This window comes from Paracidovorax sp. (assembly GCF_057642795.1).
Genome location: NZ_JBXYZY010000002.1, coordinates 121,530 through 148,135, shown reverse-complemented (window position 1 = coordinate 148,135; position 26,606 = coordinate 121,530). Strand labels below are relative to the sequence as shown.

Sequence of the window (26,606 nt, the reverse complement as noted above, 5' to 3'; positions counted from 1 at the left end):
AGCTATTGAACCCTGGGGCCCGAGGGCCCCACACCGAGACAGGCCTTGCGCCTGTCTTTTTTTTGGGCCTGGACAGCCTTCGATGCGGCGCCTGGCCTGAAGCTATGAGCCAGGTTGTGCATGCCGCTCTTGGCCGCGACCGAAGCCGAGGCCTGCGGCAAGCAGGCCCGTCAGTGCACTGAACGCAGCAGGTTCGCCAGCTCCACGGCCGACTTGACCTGCATCTTGTCGAAGACACGCGAGCGGTGGACCTCGACCGTGCGCACGCTGATATCGAGCTGGTCGGCGATGAGCTTGTTGGGCAACCCCTCCACCACCAGCCGCATCACGTCGCGCTCGCGCTCGGTCAGCTCGGCCACGCGGTCCTGCAGCTCATGCTGGGCGCGGCGCTCCTGCAGGTAGCTGGCTGACTGCGCCAGCGCAGCCTGGATGCGATCCACCAGCAGGTTGTCGGAAAAAGGTTTCTCGCAGAAGTCGAATGCGCCGCGCTTGACCGTGGCCACCGCCGTGGGCACATCGGCATGGCCGGTGAGGAAGATCACCGGCATGGCCGCGATGTCGCCACGCTCGGCCAGCTGATCGAAGAGCGCCAGGCCGCTCATGCCGGGCATGCGTACGTCCAGCAGCAGGCAGCAGGGCTGACGCTGCGGCGGGCGGCTGTGCAGCATCGCGGCGAAGGATTCGGCGCTGTCATAGCATTCGCTGGGGACACGGCGCGAGCGCAGCAGCCAGGCCAGCGCTTCGCGCACACCGGCATCGTCATCGACGATGTACACGGTGGCATTGGAGACAGGTTCCATGGGTCAGGACAGGGTGGAGACTCGTGCGGAAGGCGGACAGGCGCCGGCAGCGCCCTCTTCCTGGAGAGCCGGCAGCGTGAAGGTGAATACCGTACCACGGGGATCGCGCGGCGCATAGCCGAGCAGGCCGCCGTGCTGCTCGACCACGGTGCGGCACAGCGATAGCCCCAGCCCCATGCCCTCGACCCGGGTCGTGAAGAAGGGCTGGAAGAGTTGGGCGCCCACCTCTTCGGGAATGCCGACGCCGCCATCGGCCACCGAGAACTCCAGCCAGGCCTGCTGCGCGGCGGAGGCCGCACGGGCCACGCCCAGCCGCAGCACGCGCGGGTGGATCTGTGGGTCGTCCATGGCCTGCATGGCATTGCGCGCCAGGTTCAGCAGCACTTGCTCGACCATGGTGCGGTCGCACAGCGCCGGCGGCAGGCCGGCTGCGATGGCCACCTGCACCTGTACGCCCAGCTTGCGCGCCTGCAGGCGCACGAGGGGCATCACGGCATCGAACAGGTCCTCGGCGCTGACGGCCTCGCGGGTCTGGTCGCGGCGGCGCACGAAGTCGTGCACGCTCTTGATGACGCGCCCGGCCCGTTCGGCCTGCTGGGCGATGCGCTGCATGGCGGTGCGCACCTCGCGCAGGTCGCCACGCAGTGGCTCGGGCAGGAGCGGCGGCGCCGCGCCGGCAGCATCGCCCGCCACCGGGTCCAGCAGGTTGACGGAGCCCGTGGCGTAGCTGGAGATGGCGGCCAGCGGCTGGTTCAGCTCGTGGCTCAGCAGCGAGGCCATCTCGCCCACGGTGGCCAGGCGCGCCGTGGCCTGCAGCCTCTCGTGCGAGGTGCGCGAGAGCTCTTCCACCCGGCGCTGCTCGCTCACGTCCAGGCACGACCCCATCCAGCCAGTGTGCAGGCCGTCCGCGCTGATGAGCGGCGCCTCGTAGATCATGACCGGAAAGCGCGTGCCGTCGCTCCGCATGAAGACGGTCTCATAGCCCTCGCGCGGCGGGACCTGCTCGCCCGAGAGGCGCACCATCTGCCGAGCCGCGTATTCGTGCGCGAATTCGGGTGGCCAGTAGGGCGGCGAAGTGTCCTGCCCCTGCCCCAGCAGCTGCGCGGAGGAAAAGCCCACCATCTCGCAAAAGGCCGGGTTGACGTAGGTGATACGCCCTTCCAAATCGCGGGCGCGCAGGCCGGTGACCAGCGAATCCTCCATGGCCTTGCGGAAGGCCAGCGCGTCGCCCAGATCGCGTTCGGCACGCAAGCGCCGGCGGTTGTCGCGCACCAGCACCACCAGCACGGTGACCAACGCCACGGACATGGCCGTGACCAGGGCCGTGAGCACGTTGGGGAACACGCTGGGCGCGGTGTGCCAGCTGTCCATGCGCAGCATCACGGCCGTGCCCGGCAGATCCATCAGCTGCTGCGCCTGGAACATGCGCGAGCCGCGGCGCGTGGCACCCACCATGGCCAGGCGGGTGCCGTCGGGCTCGGTGAAAGAGACTTCCTGCCCACGCTTGAGCCCCGGCGCCACCAGATCCACCAGCACGTTCTGCAGCGCATAGGTGGCGATCAGGAAGCCCTTGGCCTGCCCTCCATCCTGCAGCGGCACGCACAGCTCCATCATCTCGGCGCCCAGGCCGTCGAGCTGCGGCTGGAAGTAGCTGCCCGAATACGAGGGTCCGCCCACGCGCCGCGCGTTGGCGCAGGCCAGCGCGATGTCGGTCTGCACGCCCATGCGGGCATCGGCCTCCCAGCGCAGCGAGCGATAGGGCGTCTCGGCATGGGCGCGCAGACGCAGCTGGGGGTCGCGCCATTCCAGGCGCACCAGTTCGCGCCGCTGGCTCAGCAGGCCGCTGGCGCGGTGCTCCCACGCCGCGGGGTCGGGATCGCCGGCATGCAGCGCCTGCAGGCTCTGCAGGTTGTGGGCGAAGGCCGCGCGCAGGTCGGTCACCGCATCGGCCGTGTCGCGTTCGAGCCGGCTCTGCACCTGGCTGGCCTCGTAGCGGCCCGCCAGCCACACCAGGGTGACCAGCATGGCCGCGACCAGCGCCACCAGCAGGGTCCAGAGCGACCAGCGCCTCCAGGCGCCGCGCCATCGACGCCAGCCCTGCGGCCGCGGCCGGGCGGTGGCGGCAACCGCGGCCGACGCGGGCGGATGCGCGAGGGATTCCTTCGTCTCGGCGCTCACAGCACACCGTGCTCCAGCGCCGGCAGCTGCTGACGCACCTGGCGCAGCCGCGCGGCCTCGATCTCGCCGCAGACGACACCGGCGCCTTCGGGCAGAACCGCCTGCACCGTGCCCCAGGGTTCCACCAGCATGCTGTGGCCCCAGGTGCGACGGCCGTTCTCGTGCGTGCCGCCCTGCGCGGGCGCCAGCACGTAGGCCAGGTTCTCCACGGCGCGGGCGCGCAAGAGCACCTCCCAATGGGCCTGGCCGGTGGTGTGGGTGAAGGCGCTGGGCACCAGCAGCAGATCGGCGCCGGCTTGCGCGTGGCGGCGGTAGAGCTCGGGAAAGCGCAGGTCGTAGCACACCGACAGGCCCACGCGCCAACGCGTGCCGTCGCGCGCGGTCATCTCGAAGCGCACCGGGTCGGCGCCGGCTTCGATGACGGCAGCCTCGTCGAAGCGTTCGCGCCCGTTGTCGAAGCGAAAGAGGTGGATCTTGTCGTATCGCGCCACGCGCTCGCCCGTCGGGGCGAACACCAGCGTGGTGTTGCGCACCTGGGTGGCGCTGCCGGCATCGAGCGGCAGCGTGCCGCCCACCACCCAGAGGCCCAGCTCGCGCGCAGCGGTGGCCAGCATGGCCTGCACCGGGCCTTCGCCCAGGGGTTCGCGCAGCGCCAGCTTGTCGGTGTCGCGCGCGCCCAGGAAGCTGAAGTATTCGGGCAACACGGCCAGCTCGGCCCCTTGCGCAGCGGCGTCTTCGAGCAGGCGGCGGGCCTGGGCGAGGTTGTCGGCCTGGCACATGCCAGAGACCATCTGCAGTGCAGCGATTTTCATGAGGCGTCTCCCGAAGGCGGTGGCGGAGAGGCGGCTCCCGACGCCTCGCCCTGCCCGCCCGCGGGCCGGCGGCGCGAGACGCGCTCGATGCGCGGATCGTCCCAGGTGCCGTCGATGTGGAACTGCTGCGTGGCAGCCTGAATGAGCGGCCCGCGCAGGAAGATCTGCGCGAGGAAGCTGCCCAGCCCCACCACGGGGTTGATGGCCGTGGCCACCAGTGAGGCGGTCATGGCATTGATCTCGGGCACCACCACCACATGCAGGTCCTGCGTCTCGTGCGCGATGTCGGCGCTGCCCTCCATCAGCACGGCGGCGTTCACGCCCTTCATCTGCAGATTGTTGGTGGTAGCCACGCCCCGCTCGATGCGCACGTCGCCGCGCACGAAATCGAACGCGAAGCCCTGGCTGAACACGTCGCGGAAGTCCAGCGCGAAGCGGCGCGGCAGCGACTGCAGGCTGAGCACGCTCAGCAGCTTGGCGATGCCCGGCTCGGCCTTGAGGAACTGGCCGGCCTCCACATCGACATGCATCTGGCCGGACATGGAGCGGTAGTCCGGACTGATGGGCGCGCCGTTCCAGGCGACCTGACCCGCGAGCTGGCCCTTGCCGCGCCTGATCACGCCCTCCATGCCCAACCGGGCCAGCAGTTCGCCCGAATCGCGGATGTCGAGCCGAAAATCCATCACCGTGCGGCGCTGGGGTCCGCTGACGCTGCCTCCGACGCCGCGGGCGCCGGGTACCAGGGCCCAGCTGCCGCTGGAGGTGAAGGTGGCCTCGGGCGCCACCAGGTTGAATCTGGACAGCAGCCATTCACGCTTGCCCTCGGCATCGCGGTTCTGCGCCTCGATCTCGATGCGGCCCAGCCGCCGGCCGCGCAGCTCGAAATCCTGCACCACGATGTCCAGCGAGGGCAGTGCGCCGGGCTGCGAGTTGTCATCGCCCAGCAGCAGGTCGTCCACCTGCTTGACCGCCGCCTGCGGGATGGTCAGGCGCGAGAGCCGCGCATAGAGGCGGCCCTGGGCCGCGCCCTCGCCCTGGCGGTATTCGAAGTAGCCGTCCAGCTCGGACGCATCCACGTTGGCTCGCCAGGTCGTGCCCTGGCGCGAAACGCCGGCCACCACGTCGTGCAGCGTACGCCCCTGCCGCGTGACGGTGGCCGCACGCACGGCGAGTTGCTGGGGCAGGTATTCCAGCGTCTCGCCGGTGGAGGCCTGGGACGCAGCGGGGGAGGCCGCTGCGCCGGTGGATGCAGCCGGCTCCGGCGGCAGAAAGGCGGTCTGCCAGGCATCGACATCCACGTGCTGCAGCTGCACGTTGGCGGCAACGCCGGCAGCGGGCATGGGCACCGACTCGCCCGGAGCCAGGCCCAGCGCGATGGCGCCACTGAGCACGTGCGGCGCCGGGCCGCTCAGGTCGCGCAGGTAGCGCGCGGAACCCACGCCGCCCAGGTCCACCACCAGCTCGTCGCGCAGCGGCGCGGTGCTGCTGGCGGCGGAAGCCTCGGTCAGGCGGTTCTCGTAGCGCACCGGCAGCGCGGTATCGGCGGGCTTGCCCAGCGGTGCCGGCAGCGCCAGTGCCATGCCTTGCAGGCTGGTGGCGACCTGTACTTCGGCCACGCCGCGGCGCACCCCGATGGTCACGCTGTAGGGCGTGCTGCCGCTCGCCAGGCGAGCCATGTGCGAGACGCCGCCCAGCCCGCTCGCCTGCCGCAGCCCTTCGGCCGTGACCACGCCCTGGGCGCGCACCTGCACGGGCGCTTCGGCACCCGGACTGGCGGGCGGGCGCATGCCGCCCTCGAAGCGGACTTCGCCGCCCAGCGAGCGGCCGCGCACGCCCGCCAGCGTGAAGCCGGCATCGGTGAACTGCACACTGCCCTGGGCGCGCTCGACCAGGGGCGTCTGCGGGGTGATGCGCAGGTCGTTGCCCGCCAGCGCCAGGCTGCCGCGCACGGTAGAGGTATCGATGTGGCTCACCGGCAGGTTCAGTTGCAGCTGGAGGGCCGCCGGGCCGGTGGCGCTGGCCTGATCCAGCGCGCCGCCGATGAGCTGGCCCACGTGCGATCCGCGCACCAGCCCCAGCATGTCGGCCAGCGGCCCGCGCACGTCGGCCGTCACGCCGACCACGCTGTGGCCCAGGTCGGGAATGCGCGCATTCACCTTCTGTACGCGCACCTGCGGCCAGCCGGAGAAGCTGCCGCTCGCGTCCTTCACGCTCATTCCGGCGCCGTCGAAGATCAGCTCGCCGTCCAGCCCCGTGAGCGAAGGCCAGGGCAAGTGGCCACTGCCCTGCTGCAGGCGCGGCGGCACGTAGGCGAAGTTGACGCCGCGCAGCTTGGCGGCGATGCGGAACTCACCCTGCCCCGGATGGCTGGCGGGGATGTGCTCCACGTCGCCCTTGACGCGAAACTGCACCTGGCTGGCCGAGCCGGAGGTGATGGCGTCGCGCAGATAGTGGCGCGTCTCCTGCGGAATCGCGAGCGGCAGGTACCGGTACACGCGCGTGCCGTCGGCGCGCTGCAGCGAGCCGGTGAGATCGATCACGCCCGGCGAGCGTTCGAGGTCGTCGGTGTGCCAGGCGAGCCGCGCCTCGCCCTCGGCATCGGCGTTGGCGAAGCGCAGGTCGCTGGCCTGCACGGCCAGGCGCTTGCCGTCCCGCTGCCAGCGCAGCGAGGCGCCCAGGCGCTGCACCGGCACCAGCGGGTCTTCGAAAACGCCCGGCAGCAGCAGCGCTCCGTCTGCGATGGCCAGGCTGGCGGTGCCGCCGGTCTGCGTCAGGTCGAAGTCCACCGTCGCGCCGCGCACGCCCTCCACGCGCGGGATCGCGCTGGTCCCCCGCTCGGGCGCGGCCAGCGCCAGGCCCGAGACGCGGCCCCGCGCCTGGTATTGCTGGGGCGCCGTGAGCGGTCCGCGCCAGCTGGCCTGCACCGAGTCCACCAGGCCCTCGGGTGCGTAGGTGGCCAGCGCGCGGTGCGCCGCCTCGCCCAGCGGCAGGCGGCTGGCAATCTCCGAAAGCGCGGCCAGGTCCAGCCGGTCGGCCTGCAGCTCGCCCCGGTCCTGCTGGCGCGCGGCGCCGCCCATGTGGCGCAGCATGAGATTGCCCCCCGGCCAGCGCAGGCCATCGTCGGTGAGGAACTGCAGGCCGGTGGTGGAGATCTCGAAGCCGTCTGCGAAGCGCCGCCCGCCCACGCGCCCGGCGACCGAGCGCAGCTCCAGCGGCTGCAGCCGCGCGCCCAGGGTGGTGTTGACGCCGGCCAGGGCCAGGTCGGCCATGCCGCCCGCGAGCTGGCCGCGCTGCACGTCGGCCCAGGCACGCACCGCGCCATGGCCGCCGGCCACCCGTGCGCCCAGCAGGTCCACGTAGCGGTTCAGACTGGAGACGTCCACGCGGGCGAAGTCGGCATAGAACTGACCGCTCCAGCGCTCCCAGGCGCCGGCATGGGCGCTCAGGAGCGGCGAGCGGAACTTGCCGCGCAGCGTGAAACGATCGCCCCATGGGGCCGGGGGCGTGGCGTCGAGCCGCATGTGGTGGCGCCAATGGCCATTGCGCAGCACCAGATCGACCTGCGAGAGCGCCAGCGGCGGCGCGCCGCGCTGCTCGTCGGTCCAGCGCACGGTGCCGCCGCGGATGGCGACTTCCTTCTGCGAAAACAGCCAGTCGGCCGCGCTGCTGTTGCCGCTGCCGTCGTCGGCCGGGTTGCCGCCGAAAGGCATGCCCGCCACGAAGATGCGCCCGCGCGCATCGCGCCGCACATCCAGCTCCGGGCCTTCCAGATACAGCTGCTCGAAGCCGAGCTTGAGCAGCGATCGCGGCGAAATGGCCGCGACCACGCGCGGCAGGCGCAGCGCCTCGCGGCCCTGGGCGTCGAGCAAGGCGACATCCTTCAGCTCGATGGTGGGAATCAGCCCGTCCGAGCGGGCGGCCAGCGCGCCGATGCGCACGGGAACCCCCAAAGCCCGCATGGCCCGGGTTTCCAGCGCAGGACGGAAATCTCCGATTCGCGGCACAATCCAGCCATGAAGCACGCCCCAAGCGGCTGCCAGCAGCAACCAGAAGGCCAGCAGCAGCCCCAGCGACCATCGAGCGAACACCGCAACGCATCTGAGCATTCGTGTGGGGTGTGGTGGCGTCTCGGCGTCGGTCATGGCGGGTGTTGTCGGTGTCTGGAATTATGACCCGCACCCTTTCCCCTGGTTCAGTGCAGAACCGTGTCAATCCGTACGCTCCGGCGCAGGCCCGGGCTGCCGCCGGACGTTCCCGCACCGCTCCCTGATCCTTTTCCATGCAGCAGTCGCCTCCGAACTCTCCCGGCCAGGGATTTGCCGAACATTCGCGTTTCCTGCAGCGTCTGCATCGCCGCTACGCGGACGAATTGCCCCTGCTACCCGAAGGTCTTCCCACCCGCGAAACCATGGGTGCTGCCCTGGAGGCACTGACGGCGCGCGGACATGAGACCGGCGCCGCGCTGCGCATCCTGCGCCAGCTGGTGATGGAGCGGCTGATGCGGCTCGACTGCGAGCAGCAGGCCCCGCTGCAGGACATCACCCGCGCCATGACCTGGCTGGCCGAGCTGGCGCTGGACCGCGCCTGCGTGCAGGTGCGCGCCGAGCTCGACGCCCGCCACGGCACGCCCCGCGGGCCCGACGGCCAGCCGGTGCAGCTGTGGATCGTGGGCATGGGCAAGCTGGGGGCGCGCGAGCTGAACGTCTCCAGCGACATCGACCTGATCTACGTCTATGAGCACGACGGCGAAACGGCCGGCAACGCCGAGGGGCGCGGGCGCATCTCCAACCACGAATACTTCGGCCAGGCGGTCAAGGCCATCTACACGCTGGTGGGCGACACCACCGAGCACGGCTTCGTCTTCCGGGTGGACCTGGCTCTGCGGCCCAACGGTAACTCGGGCCCGGCGGCCGTATCGCTCGCCGCGCTGGAGGAATACCTGCAGGTGCAGGGCCGCGAATGGGAACGCTTCGCCTGGCTCAAAAGCCGCGTGGTGGCCCCGCGCGACGCGGTGATCGGCGAGCCCGTGCAGGCGCTGCGCGGCGTGGTGCTGCCCTTCGTCTTCCGCCGCTACCTGGACTACAGCGTGTTCGACGCGCTGCGCTCGCTGCACCGCCAGATCCGCGAACACGCCGCCAGGCGCAGCGCCGGCCACCCGGAGCGCTCCAACGACGTGAAGCTCTCGCGCGGCGGCATCCGCGAGATCGAATTCACCGTGCAGCTGCTGCAGGTGGTGCGCGGCGGGCAGTTCCCCGAGCTGCGCTGCCGCCCCACGCTGGAGGCGCTGCAGCGCATCGCCCGCGCCGGCCTGATGCCGCAGGAAACCGCCGACGCGCTGGCCAACGCCTACACCTTCCTGCGCCAGGTGGAGCACCGCATCCAGTACCTGGACGACCAGCAGACCCACGTGCTGCCCACGCGCGACGACGACCTGGCCTGGATCGCCCAGAGCCTGGGCCTGGGCACCTGCGCCTTCCTGCACCAGCTGGATGCGCACCGCGAACTGGTGGCGCAGGAATTCGACACCCTGCTGGGCGGCGCCGGCAAGAAGCAGTGCAGCGGCGGCGGCTGCGGCGGCCCGCGTGCCGGCAACCCGCCCCCGCCCGAACTCGAATCGCTGCTGAACCAGCTGCCGCCGGCCGTGCGCGAGCGGCTGGCCGAATGGCGCACCCACCCGCGCGTGCAGTCGCTGAGCGACGAGTCGCGCGAACGGCTGCTGCGGCTGGTGCAGCGCACCGCGCGCTGGCTGGCCGACGGCCAGATCAACGAAGACGCCGTGGTGCGGCTGATCGGCTGGCTCGAATCGCTGCTGCGGCGCGACATCTACCTGGCGCTGCTGCTGGAGCGCCCCTCGGTGCACGAACACCTGCTGCACCTGCTGGGCGCGGCCAAATGGCCTGCGCGCTACATGCTGCAGCACCCCGGCGTGATCGACGAGCTGGCCGGCGAGGCGCTGCTGGCCGAGCGCTTCGTGCCACAGGACTTCGAGCGCGAACTGGCACTGCGGCTGCAGTCCCTGCGCACCACCGGCGAGGACGACGACGAGACCCTGCTGAACCTGCTGCGCCGCGCCCAGCATGCCGAAACCTTCCGCACCCTGGCGCGCGACGTGGAGCACCGCATCACCGTCGAGCAGGTGGCCGACGACCTCTCCGCACTGGCCGACAGCGTCCTGCGCGTGACCGCCCAGTGGTGCTGGAGCCGCCTGAAGAACCGCCACCGCGAGGTGCCGCAGTTCGCCATCATCGGCTACGGCAAGCTGGGCGGAAAGGAGCTGGGCTACGGCAGTGACCTGGACATCGTCTTCGTCTTCGACGACGACGACGAACGCGCCTCCGAGGTCTATGCCGCGTTCGTGCGCAAGCTCATCAACTGGCTCACGGTGAAGACCGCCGAGGGCGACCTCTTCGAGATCGACACGGCCCTGCGGCCCAACGGCAACTCCGGCCTGCTGGTGACCAGCTTCACCGCGTATTCCAACTACCAGCAGCGGCGCGGCAGCAACACCGCCTGGACCTGGGAACACCAGGCCATGACGCGCGCGCGTTTCCTGCTGGGCACCGAAGACCTCGCGCCGCCCGGCGCCCTGCCGCTCGGACCCGAGGGCACCGACGCGCCGGCCGGCAGCGGGCGCGGCCTGCGCGAGCGCTTCGACGCCGTGCGCGAGGCCGTCATCACCGCGCCGCGCGACCCCGCCGCACTGCGCGAGGAGATCGTCACCATGCGCGAGCGCGTGCGTGCCGCGCACCCGGTGCCCGCCGGGCAGTTCGACGTCAAGCACAGCGCGGGCGGCATGGTGGACGCCGAATTCGCCGTGCAGTACCTGGTGCTGTCGCAGTCGGCCAGCCACCCCAGCCTGCGCGAGAACGTGGGCAACATCGCGCTGCTGCAGCGCGCCGAGGCCGCAGGCTTCCTGCCCGACGGCGTGGGCGCCGCCGCCGCCGCGGCCTACCGCACGCTGCGCCAGGTGCAGCACCGCGCCCGCCTGAACGAACAGCCCACCCGCGTGGACCCGGCCACGCTCGCCGCCGAGCGGGACACCATCCTCGCGCTCTGGCGGGCGGTGTTCAAGCCAGCCTGATCCAGGCCTGATACGGGCCTGCCCCCGCGCCAGGCATCAAGCCGGATCGCCGCGCGGCCCTTCACCTGCAAGGGCTGCCAGCTACACAAACCATAGCCATCCGCCGCCCCGCCCACGTGGGGCGCGGCGTGCGGCTGCGCGCGGCCCGTGCAGCGGCTGCGGCGCACCTGCGAATTTTCCGCATAAGCATGCGCCGAATCCTTTGCTGCGCTGGCGCGGCGAACGGGCTTCAATGCACCTCAAGCCCCCGGCACGGCGGTCGTGCCGGGGGCTCCCACCGCATTCAAGGAAGGTGCATTTCCCATGACCCGCAAATACAAGGTAGTGGCCGTCTCCGGCAACGTGCAACGCCCCTCGCGCACGCTGGTGCTGGTCGAGGAGCTGATCGCCGCCATCAGCGACGTGCTGCCCATCGAGGCGCGCACCATCGAGCTGGGCCCGCTCGCACCGCAGATCGGCGGCGCGCTCTACCGCAGCCACCTGCCCGCCAGCGTGGAGGCGGATCTCGCCGCCATCGAATCGGCCGATCTGCTGATCGTGGCCAGCCCGGTCTATCGCGGCTCCTACACGGGCCTCTTCAAGCACCTGTTCGACTTCGTGCACCACGAGGCACTGATCGACGTGCCCGTGCTGCTGGCCGCCACCGGCGGCAGCGACCGCCATGCGCTGGTGATCGACCACCAGCTGCGCCCGCTCTTCAGCTTCTTCCAGGCACGCACGCTGCCGCTGGGCGTGTATGCGTCGGAGCAGGACTTCGCGGGCTACGCCATCGGCAGCGAGGCGCTGAAGGCGCGCATCGCGCTGACCGCGCAGCGCGCAGCGCCGCTGGTGGGGCTGCCCCACGCCGCCGCCCATGCAGCCCCCGCGCTGCGGCTGGCGCAAGCCGCCTGAGCCCATCGCGCCGTCCCTGACCACCACCCGAATCACGACACGCATCGGCATCAACAACCAGGAGCCTGTCCATGAGCCACGACTCGCACGAAACCTCTTCGTCCAACCCCCTGAAGTTCGCCTACTGGGTGCCCAACGTCAGCGGCGGCCTGGTGGTCAGCACCATCGCCCAGCGCACCGACTGGAGCCTGGAATACAACCAGCGCCTGGCGCAGGCGGCCGAGCGGGCGGGCTTCGACTACGCCCTGAGCCAGATCCGCTTCACGGCCGGCTACGGCGCCGAGCACCAGCACGAATCGGTGTCGTTCAGCCAGGCCCTGCTGCATGCCACCACCCGGCTCAAGGTGCTGGCCGCCATCCTGCCCGGCCCCTGGAGCCCCGCCGTGGTGGCCAAGCAGATCGCCACCATCGACCACATCTCGCAGGGCCGCATCGGCATCAACGTGGTGAGCGGCTGGTTCAAGGGCGAATTCCAGGCCATCGGCGAACCCTGGCTGGAGCACGACGAGCGCTACCGCCGCTCGGAAGAGTTCATCCGCGCGCTCAAGGGCATCTGGACGCAGGACAACTTCACCTTCAAGGGCGACTTCTACCGCTTCAACAACTACACGCTCAGCCCCAAACCCGTGCAGAAGCCCCACCCCGAGATCTTCCAGGGCGGCAGCTCGCGCGCCGCGCGCGACATGGCCTCGCGGGTTTCGGACTGGTACTTCACCAACGGCAACACGCCCGAGGGCGTGAAGCAGCAGATCGACGACCTCCGCGCCAAGGCGGCCGAAACCGGCCACTACGTGCGCATCGGCATCAACGCCTTCGTCATCGCCCGCGATACCGAGGAAGAGGCCCGCGCCGTGCTCAAGGACATCATCGACCACGCCCACGTCGAAGCCGTGCATGCCTTCGGCGACGCGGCCAGGCAGGCCGGCCGCGCGTCGCCCGAGGGGGAGGGCAACTGGGCCCAATCCACCTTCGAAGACCTGGTGCATTACAACGACGGCTTCCGCACCAACCTGATCGGCACGCCGCGCCAGGTGGCCGAACGCATCGTGGCGCTCAAGGCCGTGGGCGTGGACCTGATCCTCGCCGGCTTCCTGCACTTCATCGAAGAGGTCGAGTACTTCGGCGAGAAGGTGCTGCCCCTGGTGCGCGAACTGGAAGCCGCCCGGGACCGCGAACTGCAGCAAGGCCGCACCGCCGCACCGACAGCGGCAGTGGCGGCAGAGGAACCCGTAGCCGCCTGACGTAAGCCGCCGGCCGAGGCAGCGTGCAGCCCCGGTGGCAGGCCTTCCACCGGCGTTCTTTGAACATGATCGCCGTGTTGACCGCCCTGGTGGCGCTGGTTCAGCAGCGCCGCGACCGCTCCGTGGGCGGGATTGCAGCGAGGCCGCCTCCGGGCGGCCTTTGTCATGGCGGGGCGGGGGAAATGCCACCCAGCCCCTTATCTGCCTTCGCTTTTAGCGATCGAAAACATAGCGAACAGCCGGTGAAACGAGTCCGTCCGACCGCCGCGTCCGGCGGGCGCTCCCCCGTTTTTCCGAGGGTTTGCAGCAAATCAAACAAACGTTTGATTTGCATGCTCTAATCCACGCCATGTCACCCGCCGCCTCCGCCCCGGCTGCCCCATCGGTCGCCGCCGATACGCCGCCCGCCCGCGAGCGCCTGCTGCAAGCGGCGCTGCAGCTCTTCGCCGAGCACGGCTACGCGAAGACCTCGATCCGTGCCATCGCCCAGGCCGCGCAGGCCAACGTGGCGGCGGTGAGCTATTACTTCGGCGACAAGGCCACGCTGTATGCGGCGCTGTTCAGCGAATCCTTCGGCGACATGCAGCCGTTGGTGGATGCGTTTTCGAGCGAACGCCTGAGCCTGCGCGAGGCGATGGCCTGCTACTTCGGCGGCATGCTGGAGCCCCTGCAGCACGGGGAGCGGGCGCGGCAGTTCATGCGCCTGCATATCCGCGAGATGCTGGAGCCCACCAGCCAGTGGGAGCGCGAGATGCAAGCCAGCGTGCGCGTGCCGCACGAGGCCCTGGTGGGGCTGCTGGCCCGACACCTGAATCTGGCGGCGTCCGACGACGGGCTGGAGCGGCTGGCCTTCAGCATCTCGGGCCTGGCGATGCAGGTCTGGTGCCAGCAGGATGTGCTGATCGCCCTGCGCCCGCAGTTGCTGGACGCGCCCGACGCCTTGCAGGCCTGGGTGCACCGCCTGACCGCCTACGCCCTCGCCCTGGTGGCCGCCGAAGCCGCGCTGCGCGGCCTGGCGCCGCCCCCCATGCCGCACCAGCCATGACGCCCACCCTGCCTCCCCCCCGCCCGCCCGCTCCCTCCGCAGCCGCCGAAACCCGCCCTGCGCGGCTCGCGGCGATGGCCGCCGCCCTGCCCCTGGCGCTGCTGCTCACGGCCTGCGCCGTGCAGCGCCCGCCCGCGCAAGTGGCCGCCCCCGCGCCTGCCGCCTGGCAGGCCCCGCTGCCGCACCACGGCCAGGTGGCCGACCTGGCACGCTGGTGGGAACAACCCGGCGACCCGCTGCTGCCCGAGCTGATCCGCGCCGCGCAGGGCGTGAGCCCCACCGTGGCCCAGGCCGGCGCGCGCATCGCCCAGGCGCGGGCCACGCAGACCGCCTCGCGCGCGGCGCTGCTGCCTTCGCTGGACGCGCAGGGCAGCGCCAGCCGGGGCTTCAACCAGTCGGTGAACGGCCTGGCCACCACCGCCCAGGGCGCGCTGCAGTCCAGCTGGGAGATCGACCTCTTCGGCGGCAATGCCGCCGCCAGCGATGCCGCCGCCCAGCGCCTGGCCGCGGCCGGCGCGCAGTGGCACGAGGCGCGGGTGTCCGTCGCGGCCGAGGTGGCGCAGCAGCTCAGCGACTGGCGCCACTGCACGCGCCAGCTGGCGGTGGCCGAATCGGATGCCCGCTCGCGCGGCGAGACGGCGCGGCTGACCGGCGAAAGCGAGCGCGCGGGCTTCACGGCCCCCGCCACGGCGGCGCTGGCGAGCGCCAGCTTCGCCGACGCCCAGGTGCGCGCCGCGCAGCAGCGCATGCAGTGCGAGATCGGCGTGAAGACGCTGGTGGCGTTGACCGGCTGGGACGAGCCCGCGCTGCGCCAGCGCCTGGCCGCCACGCCCGCGCCGGAGGCGCCGGACGCGCTCTTCGACATCCCCGCGCTGCCCGCGCAGACCATCGCCCAGCGGCCCGACGTGTATGCGGCCGAGCGCGAGGTGGCCGCTGCCAGCGCCGAGGTGGGCAACGCCCGCGCGCAGCGCTATCCGCGCCTGTCGCTCACCGGCTCCATCGGGCGCGGCATGGTGCGCATGGGCGGCAACGAGGTGACGAGCAACACCTGGTCCATCGGCCCGCTGGCGCTGTCGCTGCCCCTGCTGGACGGCGGCCGCCGCGCCGCGCAGGTGGATGCGGCCAGCGCGCAATACGAGCAGGCCGTGACGGCCTACCGCGCCACCGTGCGCAAGGCGGTGAGCGAGGTCGAGCAGGCCCTGGTGCGGCTGGACAGCACCGCCCGCCGCAGCGCCGACGCGCAGCGCGCCGCCGCCGGCTACCGCCAGTCGTTCGAGGGCACGCAGGCGCGCTGGCGCGCGGGCCTGGCCAGCCTGGTGGAGCTGGAAGACGCGCGCCGCACGGCGCTGGCCTCCGAAACGGCGCTGGTCGGGCTGCAGCAGGAGCGCATGGCCGCCTGGGTGGCGCTCTACCGCGCCGCCGGCGGCGGCTGGGACCGCAGCCTGCCCACCGCCACCCCATCGCCCCCAACCACCACGGCCACCCCGCCGGCCCCCGGCGCCTGAGCCGCACGCCGCCCCGGCCCCGCCCCACCGACTGCCTCTTTCCGGGCCGCATGGCCCGCACGAACGGAACACATCCCATGCAGCGCAAGACTCTCACGCTTTCCCTCGTCGCCCTGGCCCTGGGTGCCCTGCTGGGCGCCGGCGGGGCCTGGCTGGCCGCACGCCCGGCACCCGGCCAGCAGGCCCCGGCCGCCAAGACCGCAGCGCCGCGCCCGGCCCTGGTGGTGACGCCGATCCGCCCGGTCACGTCGGCCGTGGACCTGCGGCTGGAGGCCAGCGGCAGCGTCGCCGCCTGGCAAGAGGCCATCGTGGGCGCCGAAAGCAGCGGCCTGCGGCTGGCCGAGGTGCGCGTGAACGTGGGCGACGTGGTCGCCAAGGGCCAGGTGCTGGCCGTGCTCGCGCCCGAGACGGTGCAGGCCGACGTGGCCCAGGCCCGCGCCAGCCTGATGGAGGCGCAGGCCAGCGCGGCCGAGGCCACCGCCAATGCCGAGCGCGCCCGCACGCTGACCGAATCGGGCGCCTTGAGCCGCCAGCAGATCCAGCAGTACGCCACGGCCAGCGCCACGGCAAAGGCGCGCGTGGAGGCGGCCCAGGCCGCGCTGCAGGTCCAGCAGCTGCGGCTGCGCCACACGCAGGTGCTGGCGCCCGATGCCGGCGTGATCTCGTCGCGCACCGCCACGGTGGGCGCGGTGGTCAACGGCGGCGCCGAGCTGTTCCGCCTGGTGCGGCGCGGCCGGCTGGAGTGGCGCGCCGAGGTGACGTCGGCCGACCTGCCACGCATCCGCCCCGGCCAGACGGCCCTGGTCACCTCCGCCAGCGGCGTGCAGGTGCGCGGCACGGTGCGCATGGTGGCGCCCACGGTGGACCCGCAGACGCGCAACGGCCTGGTCTATGTGGATCTGCCGGGCCGCGAAGACGCCGACGCCAGGCCAGGCCGCACCAGGGCGGAGGGCGCGCCGCAAGGCAGCGCAGGCGCCTTCTTCCCGGGCATGTTCGCCCGCGGCGCCTTTCTGCTGGGCGCGCGCGAGGCGCTCACCGTGCCGCAATCGGCCGTGGTGGTGCGCGACGGCTTCAGCTATGTGTTCGAGCTGCCCGCCGAGGACCGCGTGACGCTGCGCCGCGTGCAGACCGGCCAGCGCGTGGGCGACCGGGTGGAGATCACCTCGGGCCTGGCAGCCGACAGCGTGCTGGTCGAGCGCGGCGGCGCCTTCCTCAACGATGGCGACCGGGTGCGCGTGGAGGCCGCGTCTTCCACACCCAAACAGCCTGCGGCGCCCACGGCCCCTTCACAGCCCGCTAGCAAATAAGGAGCAAACCGCCATGCCCTGCCGCGCTCCATCCGCCATCTTCCGGGGGCCCTGCCCATGAATCTCTCCGCCTGGTCCATCCGCAACCCCATTCCGGCCGCGATGCTCTTCGTGCTGCTCACGCTGGCCGGGCTGCTTTCCTTCCACTCCATGAAGGTGCAGAACTTCCCCGACATGGATCTGCCGGTGGTGGTGGTCAGCGCCGCGCTGCCGGGCGCCGCGCCCGGGCAGCTCGAATCCGACGTGGCGCGCAAGATCGAGAACGCCATCGCCACCACGCAGGGCTTGAAGCACATCACCACCACGCTGACCGACGGCAGCGCCAGCATCGCCGCCGAATACCAGCTGGAAAAGCCGGTGCAGGAGGCGGTGGACGACGTGCGCTCGGCCGTCAGCCGCGTGCGCGCCGACCTGCCGGCCGACCTGCGCGACCCGGTCATCACCAAGCTGGAGCTGTCGTCGCAGCCCATCCTGGCCTTCGCCATCGCGTCCGACCGCATGGATGCCGAATCGCTCTCGTGGTTCGTGGACGACACGCTCGCGCGCCGGCTGCTGGCCGTGCGCGGCGTGGGCGCGGTCAACCGCGTGGGCGGCGTGAGCCGCGAGGTGCGCGTGGCGCTGGACCCGCTCAAGCTGCAGGCGCTGGGCGTGACGGCGGCCACCGTCTCGCGCCAGCTGCGCGCCGTGCAGCAGGAAAGCGCGGGCGGCCGCGCCGACCTGGGGGATGCCGAGCAGCCGCTGCGCACCATCGCCACCGTGCAGACGGCCCAGCAGATCGGCGCGCTGCAAATTCCGCTTTCCGACGGCCGCAGCGTGCGGCTGGACCAGGTCGCCGCGGTGAGCGACACGGTGGCCGAGCCACGCAGCGCGGCGCTGCTGGACGGCAAGCCGGTGATCGGCTTCGAGGTCTCGCGCAGCCGCGGCGCAAGCGAGGTGGAGGTGGGCGCGGGCGTGCAGGGCGCGCTCGACGCGCTGCTGGCCGAACACCCGGACCTGCACCTCACGCGCACGGCGGACTTCGTCACCATCGCGCAGGACGAATACGACAGTTCCATGCGCCTGCTGTACGAAGGCGCCATCCTGGCCGTGGTGGTGGTGTGGCTCTTCCTGCGCAACTGGCGCGCCACCATCGTCTCGGCCGTGGCGCTGCCGCTGTCGGTGATTCCGGCCTTCATCGGCATGCAGATGCTGGGCTTTTCCATCAACATCATCACGCTGCTGGCGCTGTCGCTGGTGGTGGGCATCCTGGTGGACGACGCCATCGTGGAGGTGGAGAACATCGTGCGCCACCTGCGCATGGGCAAGAGCCCCTATCAGGCAGCGATGGAGGCGGCCGACGAGATCGGCCTGGCCGTGATCGCCACCACCTTCACGCTGATCGCGGTGTTCCTGCCCACGGCGTTCATGAGCGGCATCGCCGGGCGCTTCTTCAAGCAGTTCGGCTGGACGGCGGCGCTGGCGGTGTTCGCCTCGCTGGTGGTGGCGCGGCTGCTCACGCCCATGATGGCCGCCTATCTGCTCAAGCCCCTGGCGGGCGAGGAGAAGGAGCCGCGCTGGCTGGCCGCCTACATGCGCGCATCGGCCTGGTGCCTCAGGCACCGCATCGCCACCGTGGCCGGGGCGCTGGTGTTCTTCGCCGCCTCGCTGGCGCTGATCCCGCTGCTGGCTTCGGGCTTCATTCCGCCCGACGACAACGCGCAGACCCAGGTCAGCCTGGAGCTGCCGCCCGGCAGCCGACTGGCCGACACCGAGGCCGCCGTGGCCCAGGCCACGGAGCGGGTGCGACGCGTGGGCCACATCGAGAGCATCTACACCGCCATCGGCGGCGGCTCCACCGGGGCCGACCCGTTCGCGGGTGGCAGCGGCGCGGGCGACCCGCGCAAGGCCACCCTGACGCTGCGGCTGGCGCCGCGCGGCGAGCGCCCGCGCAAGCAGGCCATCGAACGCGAGCTGCGCGCCGCCCTGGCCGACCTGCCCGGCGTGCGCGTGAAGATCGGTCTGGCCGGATCGAACGATAAGTACGTGCTGGCGCTGGCGAGCGACGACCCGCAGGCGCTGGCCGCCGCGTCGCGCGCCGTGGGCACCGAGCTGCGCACCATCCCCGGCGTGGGCGGTGTCAGTTCCACCGCCAGCCTGGTGCGCCCCGAGATCGCCGTGCGCCCGGACTTCGCCCGCGCCGCCGACCTGGGCGTGACCAGCAGCGCCATCGCCGAGACGCTGCGCGTGGCCACGGTGGGCGACTACGACCAGTACCTGCCCAAGCTCAACCTCGCGCAGCGGCAGGTGCCCATCGTCGTGCGGCTGGACGACTCCGCCCGGCGCGATCTCTCGGTGCTGGAACGGCTGGCCGTGCCCGGGGCGCGCGGACCGGTGCGCCTGGGCGAGGTCGCCACGCTGGAGCTGGCCGGCGGACCGGCCGTCATCAGCCGTTACGACCGCTCGCGCAACGTCAACTTCGAGATCGAGCTGGGCGACGCCGGCCTGGGCGAGGTGGCCCAGGCCATCCAGGCGCTGCCTGCCGTGCGGGCCCTGCCGGCCAGCGTGCGCCTGATCAACGTGGGCGATGCCGAGATGATGGGCGAGCTGTTTGCGAGCTTCGGCCTGGCCATGCTGACCGGCGTGGTCTGCATCTACATCGTGCTGGTGCTGCTGTTCAAGGACTTCCTGCAGCCGGTCACCATCCTGATGGCGCTGCCGCTGTCGCTGGGCGGCGCCTTCGTGGGCCTCCTGATCGCGGGCAAGAGCTTCTCGATGCCCTCGCTCATCGGGCTGATCATGCTGATGGGCATCGCCACCAAGAACTCCATCCTGCTGGTGGAGTACGCGATCGTCGCGCGCCGCGAGGGCAAGGGCCGGCTGGAAGCGCTGCTCGACGCCTGCCACAAGCGCGCCCGCCCCATCATCATGACCACCCTGGCCATGGGCGCCGGCATGATGCCCATCGCCCTGGCGCTGGGCAGTGCAGACATGAGTTTCCGCTCGCCCATGGCGGTGGCAGTGATCGGCGGGCTCATCACCTCCACCGTGCTCAGCCTGCTGGTGGTGCCGGCCGTGTTCACCTATGTGGACGATTTCTCGCAATGGTTCGGGCGCGTGGTACTGCGCCGCAAGCCCCCGGCTTACGCACCGGCGGGCCACGACAACCGCCCTTGATACACGCATGGATGCCTGAAACCCTTACACCACCTTCGCAACACGCTATTAATTTTGTAGCCATTGAGCGCTCGCCCCGTCGCCGGCGCCGGCCGGCCATCGCCGGAACAGCCCGGGCAGCCTGCGGGTTTGCCGCCCATTGCCGCGGCCGGGGACCAGGATAATCCCCAGCCTGCCCCCGCAGTCCCGCCATGCAACTCACTCCGCTGAACATCAACACCATTCCGCTCGGCCAGCCCCTGCCGTTCAACCTGCGCGACGAAGCAGGCGCGCTGCTGGCGCACAAAGGCTTCGTGGTGCGCAGCCGGGACGACCTGGAAGCCATGCTCAGCCGGGGGCTGCAGCTATGCGTGGACACCGAGGAGTCGGGCGAAAGCTACCGCGCCTATCTGGCCCAGCTGCAGCGCATGCTGCTGACCGCCAACTCGCTGGGCCAGATCGCCGCCGTGAAGATGGAAAGCACCGGCCAGCGGGCGCGTACCGTGGCAGCGCCCGGCCCCGTGCAGTGGGACGAGCTGGAGCAGCGCGCCGCCAAGCTGCTGCGCACGCCCTCGCAGACCGATTTCCTGGACCGCTTCTACGTGCTGCACGACGAGCTGGAGCGCCAGGTGCTGCATTCGCCCAACGCCAGCCTCCTGGCGCTGCTGCACATGTCGTCGCAGGAAACGCGCACCTACAGCGCCACCCATGCCCTGCTGGTGTCGTGCATCGCCATGCTGGTCGCGCGCGAAACGCTGGCCTGGCCCGAGGCGCGCGTGCGCACCGTGGGCTGCGCGGCGCTTTCGATGAACGTCGCCATGACCGCGCTGCAAGACCAGCTGGCGCTGCAGACGCAGCCGCTCACGTCCGAGCAGATCCACGCCATCGAAACCCACAGCGAGCGCTCCTGCGCGCAGCTGCGCAGCCTGGGCGTGACCGACCCGCTCTGGCTTGAGGCCGTGGCGCAGCACCACCACCGCCTGGCCGGGCCGCTGGACGCGCTGGGCGAGGCGCAGCAGATGGCCCGCCTCATCCAGCGTGCCGACGTGTTCGGCGCCCGCATCGCGCCGCGCGCCAGCCGCCAGCCGCTGGCGGTGACGCTCGCCATGCAGGGCGTCTATCGCGACGAGGAGCAGCGCGTGGACGAAGCCGGCGCGGCGCTGGTCAAGACCTTGGGCATCTTCCCGCCGGGCGCCTACGTGCGACTGGCCTCGCAGGAAGTGGCCGTGGTGCTGCGCCGCGGCGCCAGCGCCACCACGCCGCGCGTGGTGGTGGTGCTCAACCGAAGCGGCATGCCCACGGGCGAGCCGATCCCCCGCGACACCGCCCAGTCCGCCTGGAAGATCGCCGCTCCCATCGCTCAGCGGGACTTGCGCGTGCAGATCCCGCTGGAGCGCCTGCTGACCCTGGCCGAACGCGGCTGACACCGCCCTCGCCGGGGCGGCACGCCGCCGTGGCACTTGCAGGCAGAGCGCCGGCAGGCGAGCATGCGCGCTGGCCCGCCGCAACACGGCGGGTGATCCAAACCGCTGCGGGATGCGTAAAGCCCTTTTGCGTCACCCAGCAGCCCCGCGCACCCGGCTCCCGCCGCCGCGCGCGCTCCTTGAGGAACCTGCCCATGTCCCGCTCCTGCCTGCCCCTGCTTGCCGCCCTGCTGCTGGCGCCCACCGCCTTCGCTGCCGATGCCCCGGGCGCTGCCGCCAACGGCGCGGGCCCGTCCGCCGCCCCAGCCACGGCCTGCCCCGCGCTGCTGAACCACCGCTTCGACCGCCTGCAGGACGAGGCGCCCCAGTCCCTCTGCCAATACGCCGGCAAGGTGCTGCTGGTGGTCAACACCGCCAGCTACTGCGGCTTCACCGGGCAATACAAGGGGCTGGAGGCGCTCTACGCCAAGTACCGCGACCGCGGCCTGGTCGTGCTGGGCTTCCCGTCCAACGACTTCGCGCAGGAGCGCGACAGCAATGCACAGATTGCCCAATTCTGCGAAAACACCTATGGCGTGAAGTTTCCGATGTTCTCCAAGAGCGCCGTGCGCGGAGCCGACGCGTCGCCCTTTTACCGCCAGCTCGCCGAACAGGGCGGCCAGGCCCCGCGCTGGAACTTCCAAAAGTATCTGATCGGCCGCAACGGCAAGGTCGTGGGCAGCTTCGGCAGCACAGTCGATCCGCAGAGCCCCAAGGTGGTCGAGCTGATCGAGCAGCAGCTGGCGGCGCGGCCCTGAAGGAGCGCACCGTCAGCAGGCCCAACACGGGAGGCTGACGGGAGCTTTACAACAATTTGTTTTTCGTCAAAAAATCTGGAACTTTCGGGAAATCGCACCACTCTATGAGCCAAGGGTCGCGAAAAAGCGACTCACCCCATTGCCTGACCACGATCCGACACGCCACCCACGAGACCGACTGCCACCGTTTACTGTTGCGAAGCCTTTCATGCCCTGGCGCCTCTGACTGAAATCCCCTAGCGCTTCTCCTCCCTCCCTCTCTTCATTCGCTTCGGGACGCTTCGCAACTTTTTTATGCCGCGCCACAACGCGCCGCCTGCCTCGCAGGTGGCGCGTTGTGCTTTGTGGGGTCCGCCAGGCGGGAAGGGAGCGAGGGACCGGTCAGCGCGGCCGGGTGTCGGCGAAGCTGGGGCGCTGGGCCAGCTTGTCCATCAGGCGAGCCAGGTTGGGGTGGCTGGCGCGCCAGTCGATGCGGTCGGGGAAGCGGAACGTGAGCCATTCCAGCGCGCAGCCCACGGCGACGTCCGAAAGACTCAGGTGGATGCCGCTGCAGAAAGGCTTGTCGCCCAGGCCTTGCGCCATGGACTGCAGGCCGGCGCGGACCTTGTCCAGCTGGTAGTCGATCCAGGCGGCGCTGCGCTCGCCCTCGGCACGGCCGCTCCAGACGGATTCGAGCCGCGCCAGGATGGCCGCGTCCATCACGCCGTCGGCCAGCGCCTCCCAGGTCTTGACCTCGGCGCGCTCGCGGCCCTGGGTGGGAATGAGCCGGCCCACGGGCGACAGCGTATCCAGGTATTCCACGATCACCCGCGAATCGAACACGGCCTCGCCGCCATCCATCACCAGGCAGGGCACCTTGCCCAGGGGGTTGGCCTCGCCGATGGTGGTGCCGGGGGCCCAGACGTTCTCTTCCACGAAACGGTAATCGAGCTTCTTTTCGGCCATCACCACGCGCACCTTGCGCACATAGGGGCTGGAATGGGTACCGATGAGTTTCATGGCAAGACCGGGCGAGGCAAATGAAGGGGCCGCCGATTCTAGGGGCTCCGCCTGCCGAGCGCGCACGGCCCCCAGGCCCTGTCGGCAGCCGCCTACAATCACGCGCCATGAGCCTCTCCACGATCACCGCCCTTTCGCCGCTCGACGGCCGCTACGCCGCCAAACTCAGCCTGCTGCGCCCCATCATGAGCGAGCACGGCTACATGCACCGCCGCGTGCAGGTGGAGGTGGCGTGGTTCATCGCGCTGTCGGACGCCGGCTTCGAGCAGTTCAAGCCCCTGACCACCGGCGCACGCGCCTACCTGCTGAGCCTGGTGAAGAACTTTTCCGAGGCCGATTCGCAGGCCATCAAGGACATCGAGAAGACCACCAACCACGACGTGAAGGCGGTCGAGTACTGGATCAAGTCCAAGTTCGAGGCCCGGCCCGAACTGCAGCGCGCCGCCGAGTTCGTACACTTCGCCTGCACCAGCGAAGACATCAACAACACCAGCCACGCGCTGCAGCTGCGCTCGGGCCGCGACCAGGTCATCCTGCCGGGTCTGGACCGCATCGTCCTGAAGCTGCGCGAAATGGCCCACGCCTACGCCGACGTGCCCATGCTGAGCCGCACCCACGGCCAGACCGCCAGCCCCACCACCGTGGGCAAGGAACTGGCCAACGTCGTCGTGCGCCTGCAGGGCGCCTGCGAGCGCATCGCCGGCGTGAAGATGCTGGGCAAGATGAACGGCGCCGTGGGCAACTACAACGCCCACCTCTCGGCCTGGCCCGAATTCGACTGGGAGGCCTTCAGCAAGAAGGTCGTCGAGACGCCCGAGCCGCTGGGCCTGGGCCTCACCTTCCAGCCCTACTCCATCCAGATCGAGCCGCACGACTACATGGCCGAGCTGTTCGACGCCATCGCCCGCGCCAACACCATCCTGGTCGATCTCTCGCGCGACATCTGGGGCTATGTGTCACTGGGCTACTTCAAGCAGCGGCTGAAGGCCGGCGAGATCGGCTCGTCCACCATGCCGCACAAGGTCAACCCGATCGACTTCGAGAACGCCGAAGGCAACCTGGGCCTGGCCAACGCGCTGCTGCGCCACCTCTCCGAGAAGCTGCCGATCAGCCGCTGGCAGCGCGACCTCACCGACAGCACTGTGCTGCGCAACATCGGCGTGGCCATGGGCTATGCCGCCCTGGCGTACACATCGCTGATGACCGGCCTGAACAAGCTGGAGCTGAACGAGGAAGCCCTGGCCGCCGACCTGGACTCCAGCTGGGAAGTGCTGGCCGAGCCCATCCAGACCGTCATGCGCCGCTACGGCGTGCAGGGCGCCTACGAGAAGCTCAAGGAAGTCACCCGCGGCAAGACCGTGACGGCCGAGGCGCTGCACGCGCTGATCGCCGGCCTGGAGATCCCCCAGGCCGACAAGGACCGCCTGCTGGCCATGACGCCGGGCAGCTACATCGGCAAGGCCGCCGAACTCGCCCGCCGCGTCTAAGCCCCATTCTTCAGCCCCCAAATAGCTGCCAGTGCTTGTGGATCAAGCGCTGGCAGCTATTGTTTTATGAGCAAGTGAGCGCCACACATGGCCATCAAGTCCACCATCTTCAAGGCGAACCTCGCCATCGCCGACATCGACCACGGCTACTACGCCGACCATGCCCTGACCCTGGCGCGCCACCCCAGCGAGACCGACGAACGCATGATGGTGCGGCTGGCGGCGCTGGCGCTCAACGCCTGGCAGCTGCAGGCGGTGTGCCAGGGCGACGGCACGCTGGCCTTCGGCGCGGGCCTGTCGGACCCGGACGATCCGGACGTCTCCATCACCGACTTCACCGGCCGCAAGCGCCTGTGGATCGAGGTCGGCCAGCCGGAAGACAAGCCGCTGGCCAAGGCCTCGTCCAAGGCCGACGCGGTGCTGGTCTATTGCTTCAACCATGCTGCCGAGATCTGGTGGAAGGGCATCCAGACCAAGCTCACGCGGCAGGACAAGCTGCAGGTCTGGCGCATTCCGACCGAGGCATCGCAGGAGCTGGCCAGCCTGGCCGAACGCAGCATGCAGCTGCAGGCGACGGTGCAGGAAAACGGCCTCACGCTCAGCAGCAACCTGGGCAGCGTGCAGGTGGAGCCGGTGCGCTGGAAGTGATCCGGCCCGGGCCGGTGGATACAAGTCAAACCGGCCGCTAGCCCGCACAAAATCTGCGCAGATAGCTATCAAAATAGAAGCAAACCCGGAAGCAAGAGCAGCCCGCTAGGCAGGCATCAGCGCCCCGCACTGCCAGCATTGCTCGAAGCCGCCCTCCACCTCTTCGCCGCAGGCCGGGCAGCGCCAGCGCCGCTGCGGGAGGTTCTGCAGCTCGGCCAGCAGCAGGCGGGCGCGCTCGGCATGCTCTTCGTGCTCCAGCCAGATCTCGGGCAGGCATTCGCTGGGCGGCAGGTGGCCGGCCGCCGCGTTCAGGTACAGGCGCTGCACCGACGCGGGCATGCCGGCCTCGCACAGCAGATCGCTCCACAGCATGGCGATGGCGGCGTTCGGAGCCTGGGTGAGCCGCAGCATGGCCGTCGTCGTCGTGGCGTGCGCTTGTGAAGCGGGCGTCAGCGCCGCTCGGCGGCCCGCTCGGCATAGCGGGTGAAGCGCCAGGCCGTGCCTTCCTGCGTGATGCGCCGCCACACCACGCGCTTTTCGACGGGGCTCATCGCCAGCCAGTGCTGCACCTCGGCGAAGCTACGCCCGCAGCCCTTGCACTGCTCGTCGCCCTGGCTGGTGGAGCAGATGGCGATGCAGGGCGTGTCAGGCGTGGTGTCGTACCAGTGCAGCCAGGCCTGCAGCGCGGCCGGGGGCATGGCGGCCCCGGCGATCTCTTCCTCATGGCGATAGACCATCAGCGCATAAACCTCGGCCAGGGCCAGCAGCTCGGGGCACAGCGCCGCACCCTCGGCATGGGCCGGCGGACGCAGGCCGCGCCAATGGTTGATGGCCGCCTCCACGTCGGTGATGTGGATGCGGGCAGCGGAGGAGGGCGGAGGGCTGGAAGACAAGGAGAACGGAACCAAGGGCGCGCGGAAGGGGGCCGATCATACCGTTGGCCTCGCCCCTGCGCCTTCCCGCCGCGGCAGCGGCCCTGCCTGGCCCATTGCTTCATTTTTCATAGCAAACAGCGCAATGCCGGCCACGGCCACGGCCCGCCATGACCCTGCATGGCGGCCGCATCGGCACCGCCACGGCTTGCCGGCCGGTGGCGGCCTGTGTTCCAATGCGCGCTTCGAAGGGGAGTAGCTCCCGACCCGTTTCTCCGGCAGCCAGCGCGGCCTGCAGAGGATGGGCTCGACGGGTTTGTCGTCAGTACGAAGCGCACAGCTTCCGGCAACCCGGGCCTGGTGGCATCCATCGCCACCGGCTGAGCA

19 protein-coding genes are annotated in these 26,606 nt (G+C 70.8%); 11 read left to right on the top strand and 8 right to left on the bottom strand.

From position 1 onward, the window contains the following. Positions 1–170: 170 nt before the first annotated feature. From AC3A84_RS03410 to AC3A84_RS03395, 4 genes are read right to left on the bottom strand one after another with little or no spacing between them, the layout of a single operon-like run. Positions 171–800 carry a response regulator transcription factor gene (locus AC3A84_RS03410; RefSeq protein ID WP_487968338.1) on the bottom strand — a complete coding sequence of 210 codons (630 nt, stop codon included), beginning with the start codon at positions 798–800 and terminating at the stop codon, positions 171–173. Positions 801–803: 3 nt separating this feature from the next. Beyond that, positions 804–2,978 (bottom strand): two-component system sensor histidine kinase NtrB, encoded by a 2,175-nt coding sequence (locus AC3A84_RS03405; protein WP_487968337.1) that lies wholly within the window; start codon positions 2,976–2,978, stop codon positions 804–806. Next, a complete protein-coding gene (locus tag AC3A84_RS03400) occupies positions 2,975–3,790 on the bottom strand; it encodes a carbon-nitrogen hydrolase family protein (protein WP_487968336.1) in 816 nt (271 codons plus the stop codon). Before AC3A84_RS03400 ends, AC3A84_RS03405 begins: the two co-directional genes overlap by 4 nt. After that, on the bottom strand, positions 3,787–7,932 hold the full coding sequence (locus AC3A84_RS03395; protein WP_487968335.1) for a YhdP family protein: 4,146 nt from the start codon (positions 7,930–7,932) through the stop codon (positions 3,787–3,789). Before AC3A84_RS03395 ends, AC3A84_RS03400 begins: the two co-directional genes overlap by 4 nt. A gap of 137 nt (positions 7,933–8,069) precedes the next feature. On the opposite strand from AC3A84_RS03395, the gene glnE reads away from it, so the two are divergent. From glnE to sfnG, 3 genes are all read left to right on the top strand, one after another. After that, a complete protein-coding gene (gene glnE, locus AC3A84_RS03390; protein ID WP_487968334.1) occupies positions 8,070–10,871 on the top strand; it encodes a bifunctional [glutamate--ammonia ligase]-adenylyl-L-tyrosine phosphorylase/[glutamate--ammonia-ligase] adenylyltransferase in 2,802 nt (933 codons plus the stop codon). 303 nt (positions 10,872–11,174) lie between these two features. Beyond that, a complete protein-coding gene (msuE, locus tag AC3A84_RS03385; protein WP_487968333.1) occupies positions 11,175–11,762 on the top strand; it encodes an FMN reductase in 588 nt (195 codons plus the stop codon). A 71-nt stretch (positions 11,763–11,833) separates the two neighbouring features. Next, complete coding sequence (gene sfnG / locus AC3A84_RS03380) at positions 11,834–13,003, top strand: dimethylsulfone monooxygenase SfnG (protein ID WP_487968332.1); 1,170 nt, start codon at positions 11,834–11,836, stop codon at positions 13,001–13,003. 163 nt (positions 13,004–13,166) lie between these two features. Here sfnG and AC3A84_RS03375 read toward each other — a convergent pair whose 3' ends face one another. Next, positions 13,167–13,337, bottom strand: a complete 171-nt coding sequence (locus tag AC3A84_RS03375) for a hypothetical protein (protein ID WP_487968331.1) — start codon at positions 13,335–13,337, stop codon at positions 13,167–13,169. A 15-nt stretch (positions 13,338–13,352) separates the two neighbouring features. Between AC3A84_RS03375 and AC3A84_RS03370 the strand changes: the two genes are divergently transcribed. The 6 genes from AC3A84_RS03370 (at position 13,353) to AC3A84_RS03345 (ending at position 22,213) form a co-directional block, all read left to right on the top strand. After that, positions 13,353–14,048: a CerR family C-terminal domain-containing protein gene (locus AC3A84_RS03370; RefSeq protein ID WP_487968330.1), complete on the top strand. Its 696-nt coding sequence runs from the start codon at positions 13,353–13,355 to the stop codon at positions 14,046–14,048. Positions 14,049–14,122: 74 nt separating this feature from the next. Then, a complete protein-coding gene (locus tag AC3A84_RS03365) occupies positions 14,123–15,553 on the top strand; it encodes an efflux transporter outer membrane subunit (RefSeq protein WP_487968414.1) in 1,431 nt (476 codons plus the stop codon). Positions 15,554–15,630: 77 nt separating this feature from the next. Beyond that, positions 15,631–16,860, top strand: a complete 1,230-nt coding sequence (locus AC3A84_RS03360; protein ID WP_487968329.1) for an efflux RND transporter periplasmic adaptor subunit — start codon at positions 15,631–15,633, stop codon at positions 16,858–16,860. Positions 16,861–16,917: 57 nt separating this feature from the next. Further along, positions 16,918–20,013 (top strand): efflux RND transporter permease subunit, encoded by a 3,096-nt coding sequence (locus AC3A84_RS03355; RefSeq protein WP_487968328.1) that lies wholly within the window; start codon positions 16,918–16,920, stop codon positions 20,011–20,013. 191 nt (positions 20,014–20,204) lie between these two features. Continuing rightward, positions 20,205–21,416, top strand: a complete 1,212-nt coding sequence (locus AC3A84_RS03350; protein ID WP_487968327.1) for an HD-GYP domain-containing protein — start codon at positions 20,205–20,207, stop codon at positions 21,414–21,416. A gap of 194 nt (positions 21,417–21,610) precedes the next feature. Then, complete coding sequence (locus tag AC3A84_RS03345; RefSeq protein WP_487968326.1) at positions 21,611–22,213, top strand: glutathione peroxidase; 603 nt, start codon at positions 21,611–21,613, stop codon at positions 22,211–22,213. 381 nt (positions 22,214–22,594) lie between these two features. Here AC3A84_RS03345 and AC3A84_RS03340 read toward each other — a convergent pair whose 3' ends face one another. Next, positions 22,595–23,212 carry a glutathione S-transferase N-terminal domain-containing protein gene (locus AC3A84_RS03340; RefSeq protein ID WP_487968325.1) on the bottom strand — a complete coding sequence of 206 codons (618 nt, stop codon included), beginning with the start codon at positions 23,210–23,212 and terminating at the stop codon, positions 22,595–22,597. Between the two features lie 107 nt (positions 23,213–23,319). Between AC3A84_RS03340 and purB the strand changes: the two genes are divergently transcribed. Continuing rightward, positions 23,320–24,699, top strand: coding sequence for an adenylosuccinate lyase (gene purB / locus AC3A84_RS03335; RefSeq protein WP_487968324.1), 1,380 nt, complete (start codon positions 23,320–23,322; stop codon positions 24,697–24,699). 87 nt (positions 24,700–24,786) lie between these two features. Beyond that, a complete protein-coding gene (locus AC3A84_RS03330; protein WP_487968323.1) occupies positions 24,787–25,347 on the top strand; it encodes a YaeQ family protein in 561 nt (186 codons plus the stop codon). A gap of 105 nt (positions 25,348–25,452) precedes the next feature. On the opposite strand, the gene AC3A84_RS03325 is transcribed toward AC3A84_RS03330, so the two are convergent. After that, positions 25,453–25,758 carry a DUF7577 domain-containing protein gene (locus tag AC3A84_RS03325; RefSeq protein WP_487968322.1) on the bottom strand — a complete coding sequence of 102 codons (306 nt, stop codon included), beginning with the start codon at positions 25,756–25,758 and terminating at the stop codon, positions 25,453–25,455. Positions 25,759–25,796: 38 nt separating this feature from the next. Then, positions 25,797–26,240, bottom strand: coding sequence for a DUF3717 domain-containing protein (locus AC3A84_RS03320; RefSeq protein WP_487968321.1), 444 nt, complete (start codon positions 26,238–26,240; stop codon positions 25,797–25,799). Between the last annotated feature and the right edge of the window lie 366 nt (positions 26,241–26,606).

Coding starts and splice junctions, on each gene's coding strand:
- purB (WP_487968324.1), top strand. CDS start 23,320: ATGAGCCTCTCCACGATCACCGCCCTTTCGCCGCTCGACGGCCGCTAC.
- AC3A84_RS03345 (WP_487968326.1), top strand. CDS start 21,611: ATGTCCCGCTCCTGCCTGCCCCTGCTTGCCGCCCTGCTGCTGGCGCCC.
- AC3A84_RS03370 (WP_487968330.1), top strand. CDS start 13,353: ATGTCACCCGCCGCCTCCGCCCCGGCTGCCCCATCGGTCGCCGCCGAT.
- AC3A84_RS03400 (WP_487968336.1), bottom strand. CDS start 3,790: ATGAAAATCGCTGCACTGCAGATGGTCTCTGGCATGTGCCAGGCCGAC.
- AC3A84_RS03410 (WP_487968338.1), bottom strand. CDS start 800: ATGGAACCTGTCTCCAATGCCACCGTGTACATCGTCGATGACGATGCC.
- AC3A84_RS03340 (WP_487968325.1), bottom strand. CDS start 23,212: ATGAAACTCATCGGTACCCATTCCAGCCCCTATGTGCGCAAGGTGCGC.
- sfnG (WP_487968332.1), top strand. CDS start 11,834: ATGAGCCACGACTCGCACGAAACCTCTTCGTCCAACCCCCTGAAGTTC.
- glnE (WP_487968334.1), top strand. CDS start 8,070: ATGCAGCAGTCGCCTCCGAACTCTCCCGGCCAGGGATTTGCCGAACAT.
- AC3A84_RS03350 (WP_487968327.1), top strand. CDS start 20,205: ATGCAACTCACTCCGCTGAACATCAACACCATTCCGCTCGGCCAGCCC.
- AC3A84_RS03325 (WP_487968322.1), bottom strand. CDS start 25,758: ATGCTGCGGCTCACCCAGGCTCCGAACGCCGCCATCGCCATGCTGTGG.
- AC3A84_RS03360 (WP_487968329.1), top strand. CDS start 15,631: ATGCAGCGCAAGACTCTCACGCTTTCCCTCGTCGCCCTGGCCCTGGGT.
- AC3A84_RS03330 (WP_487968323.1), top strand. CDS start 24,787: ATGGCCATCAAGTCCACCATCTTCAAGGCGAACCTCGCCATCGCCGAC.
- AC3A84_RS03365 (WP_487968414.1), top strand. CDS start 14,123: ATGGCCGCCGCCCTGCCCCTGGCGCTGCTGCTCACGGCCTGCGCCGTG.
- AC3A84_RS03395 (WP_487968335.1), bottom strand. CDS start 7,932: ATGACCGACGCCGAGACGCCACCACACCCCACACGAATGCTCAGATGC.
- msuE (WP_487968333.1), top strand. CDS start 11,175: ATGACCCGCAAATACAAGGTAGTGGCCGTCTCCGGCAACGTGCAACGC.
- AC3A84_RS03375 (WP_487968331.1), bottom strand. CDS start 13,337: ATGCAAATCAAACGTTTGTTTGATTTGCTGCAAACCCTCGGAAAAACG.
- AC3A84_RS03355 (WP_487968328.1), top strand. CDS start 16,918: ATGAATCTCTCCGCCTGGTCCATCCGCAACCCCATTCCGGCCGCGATG.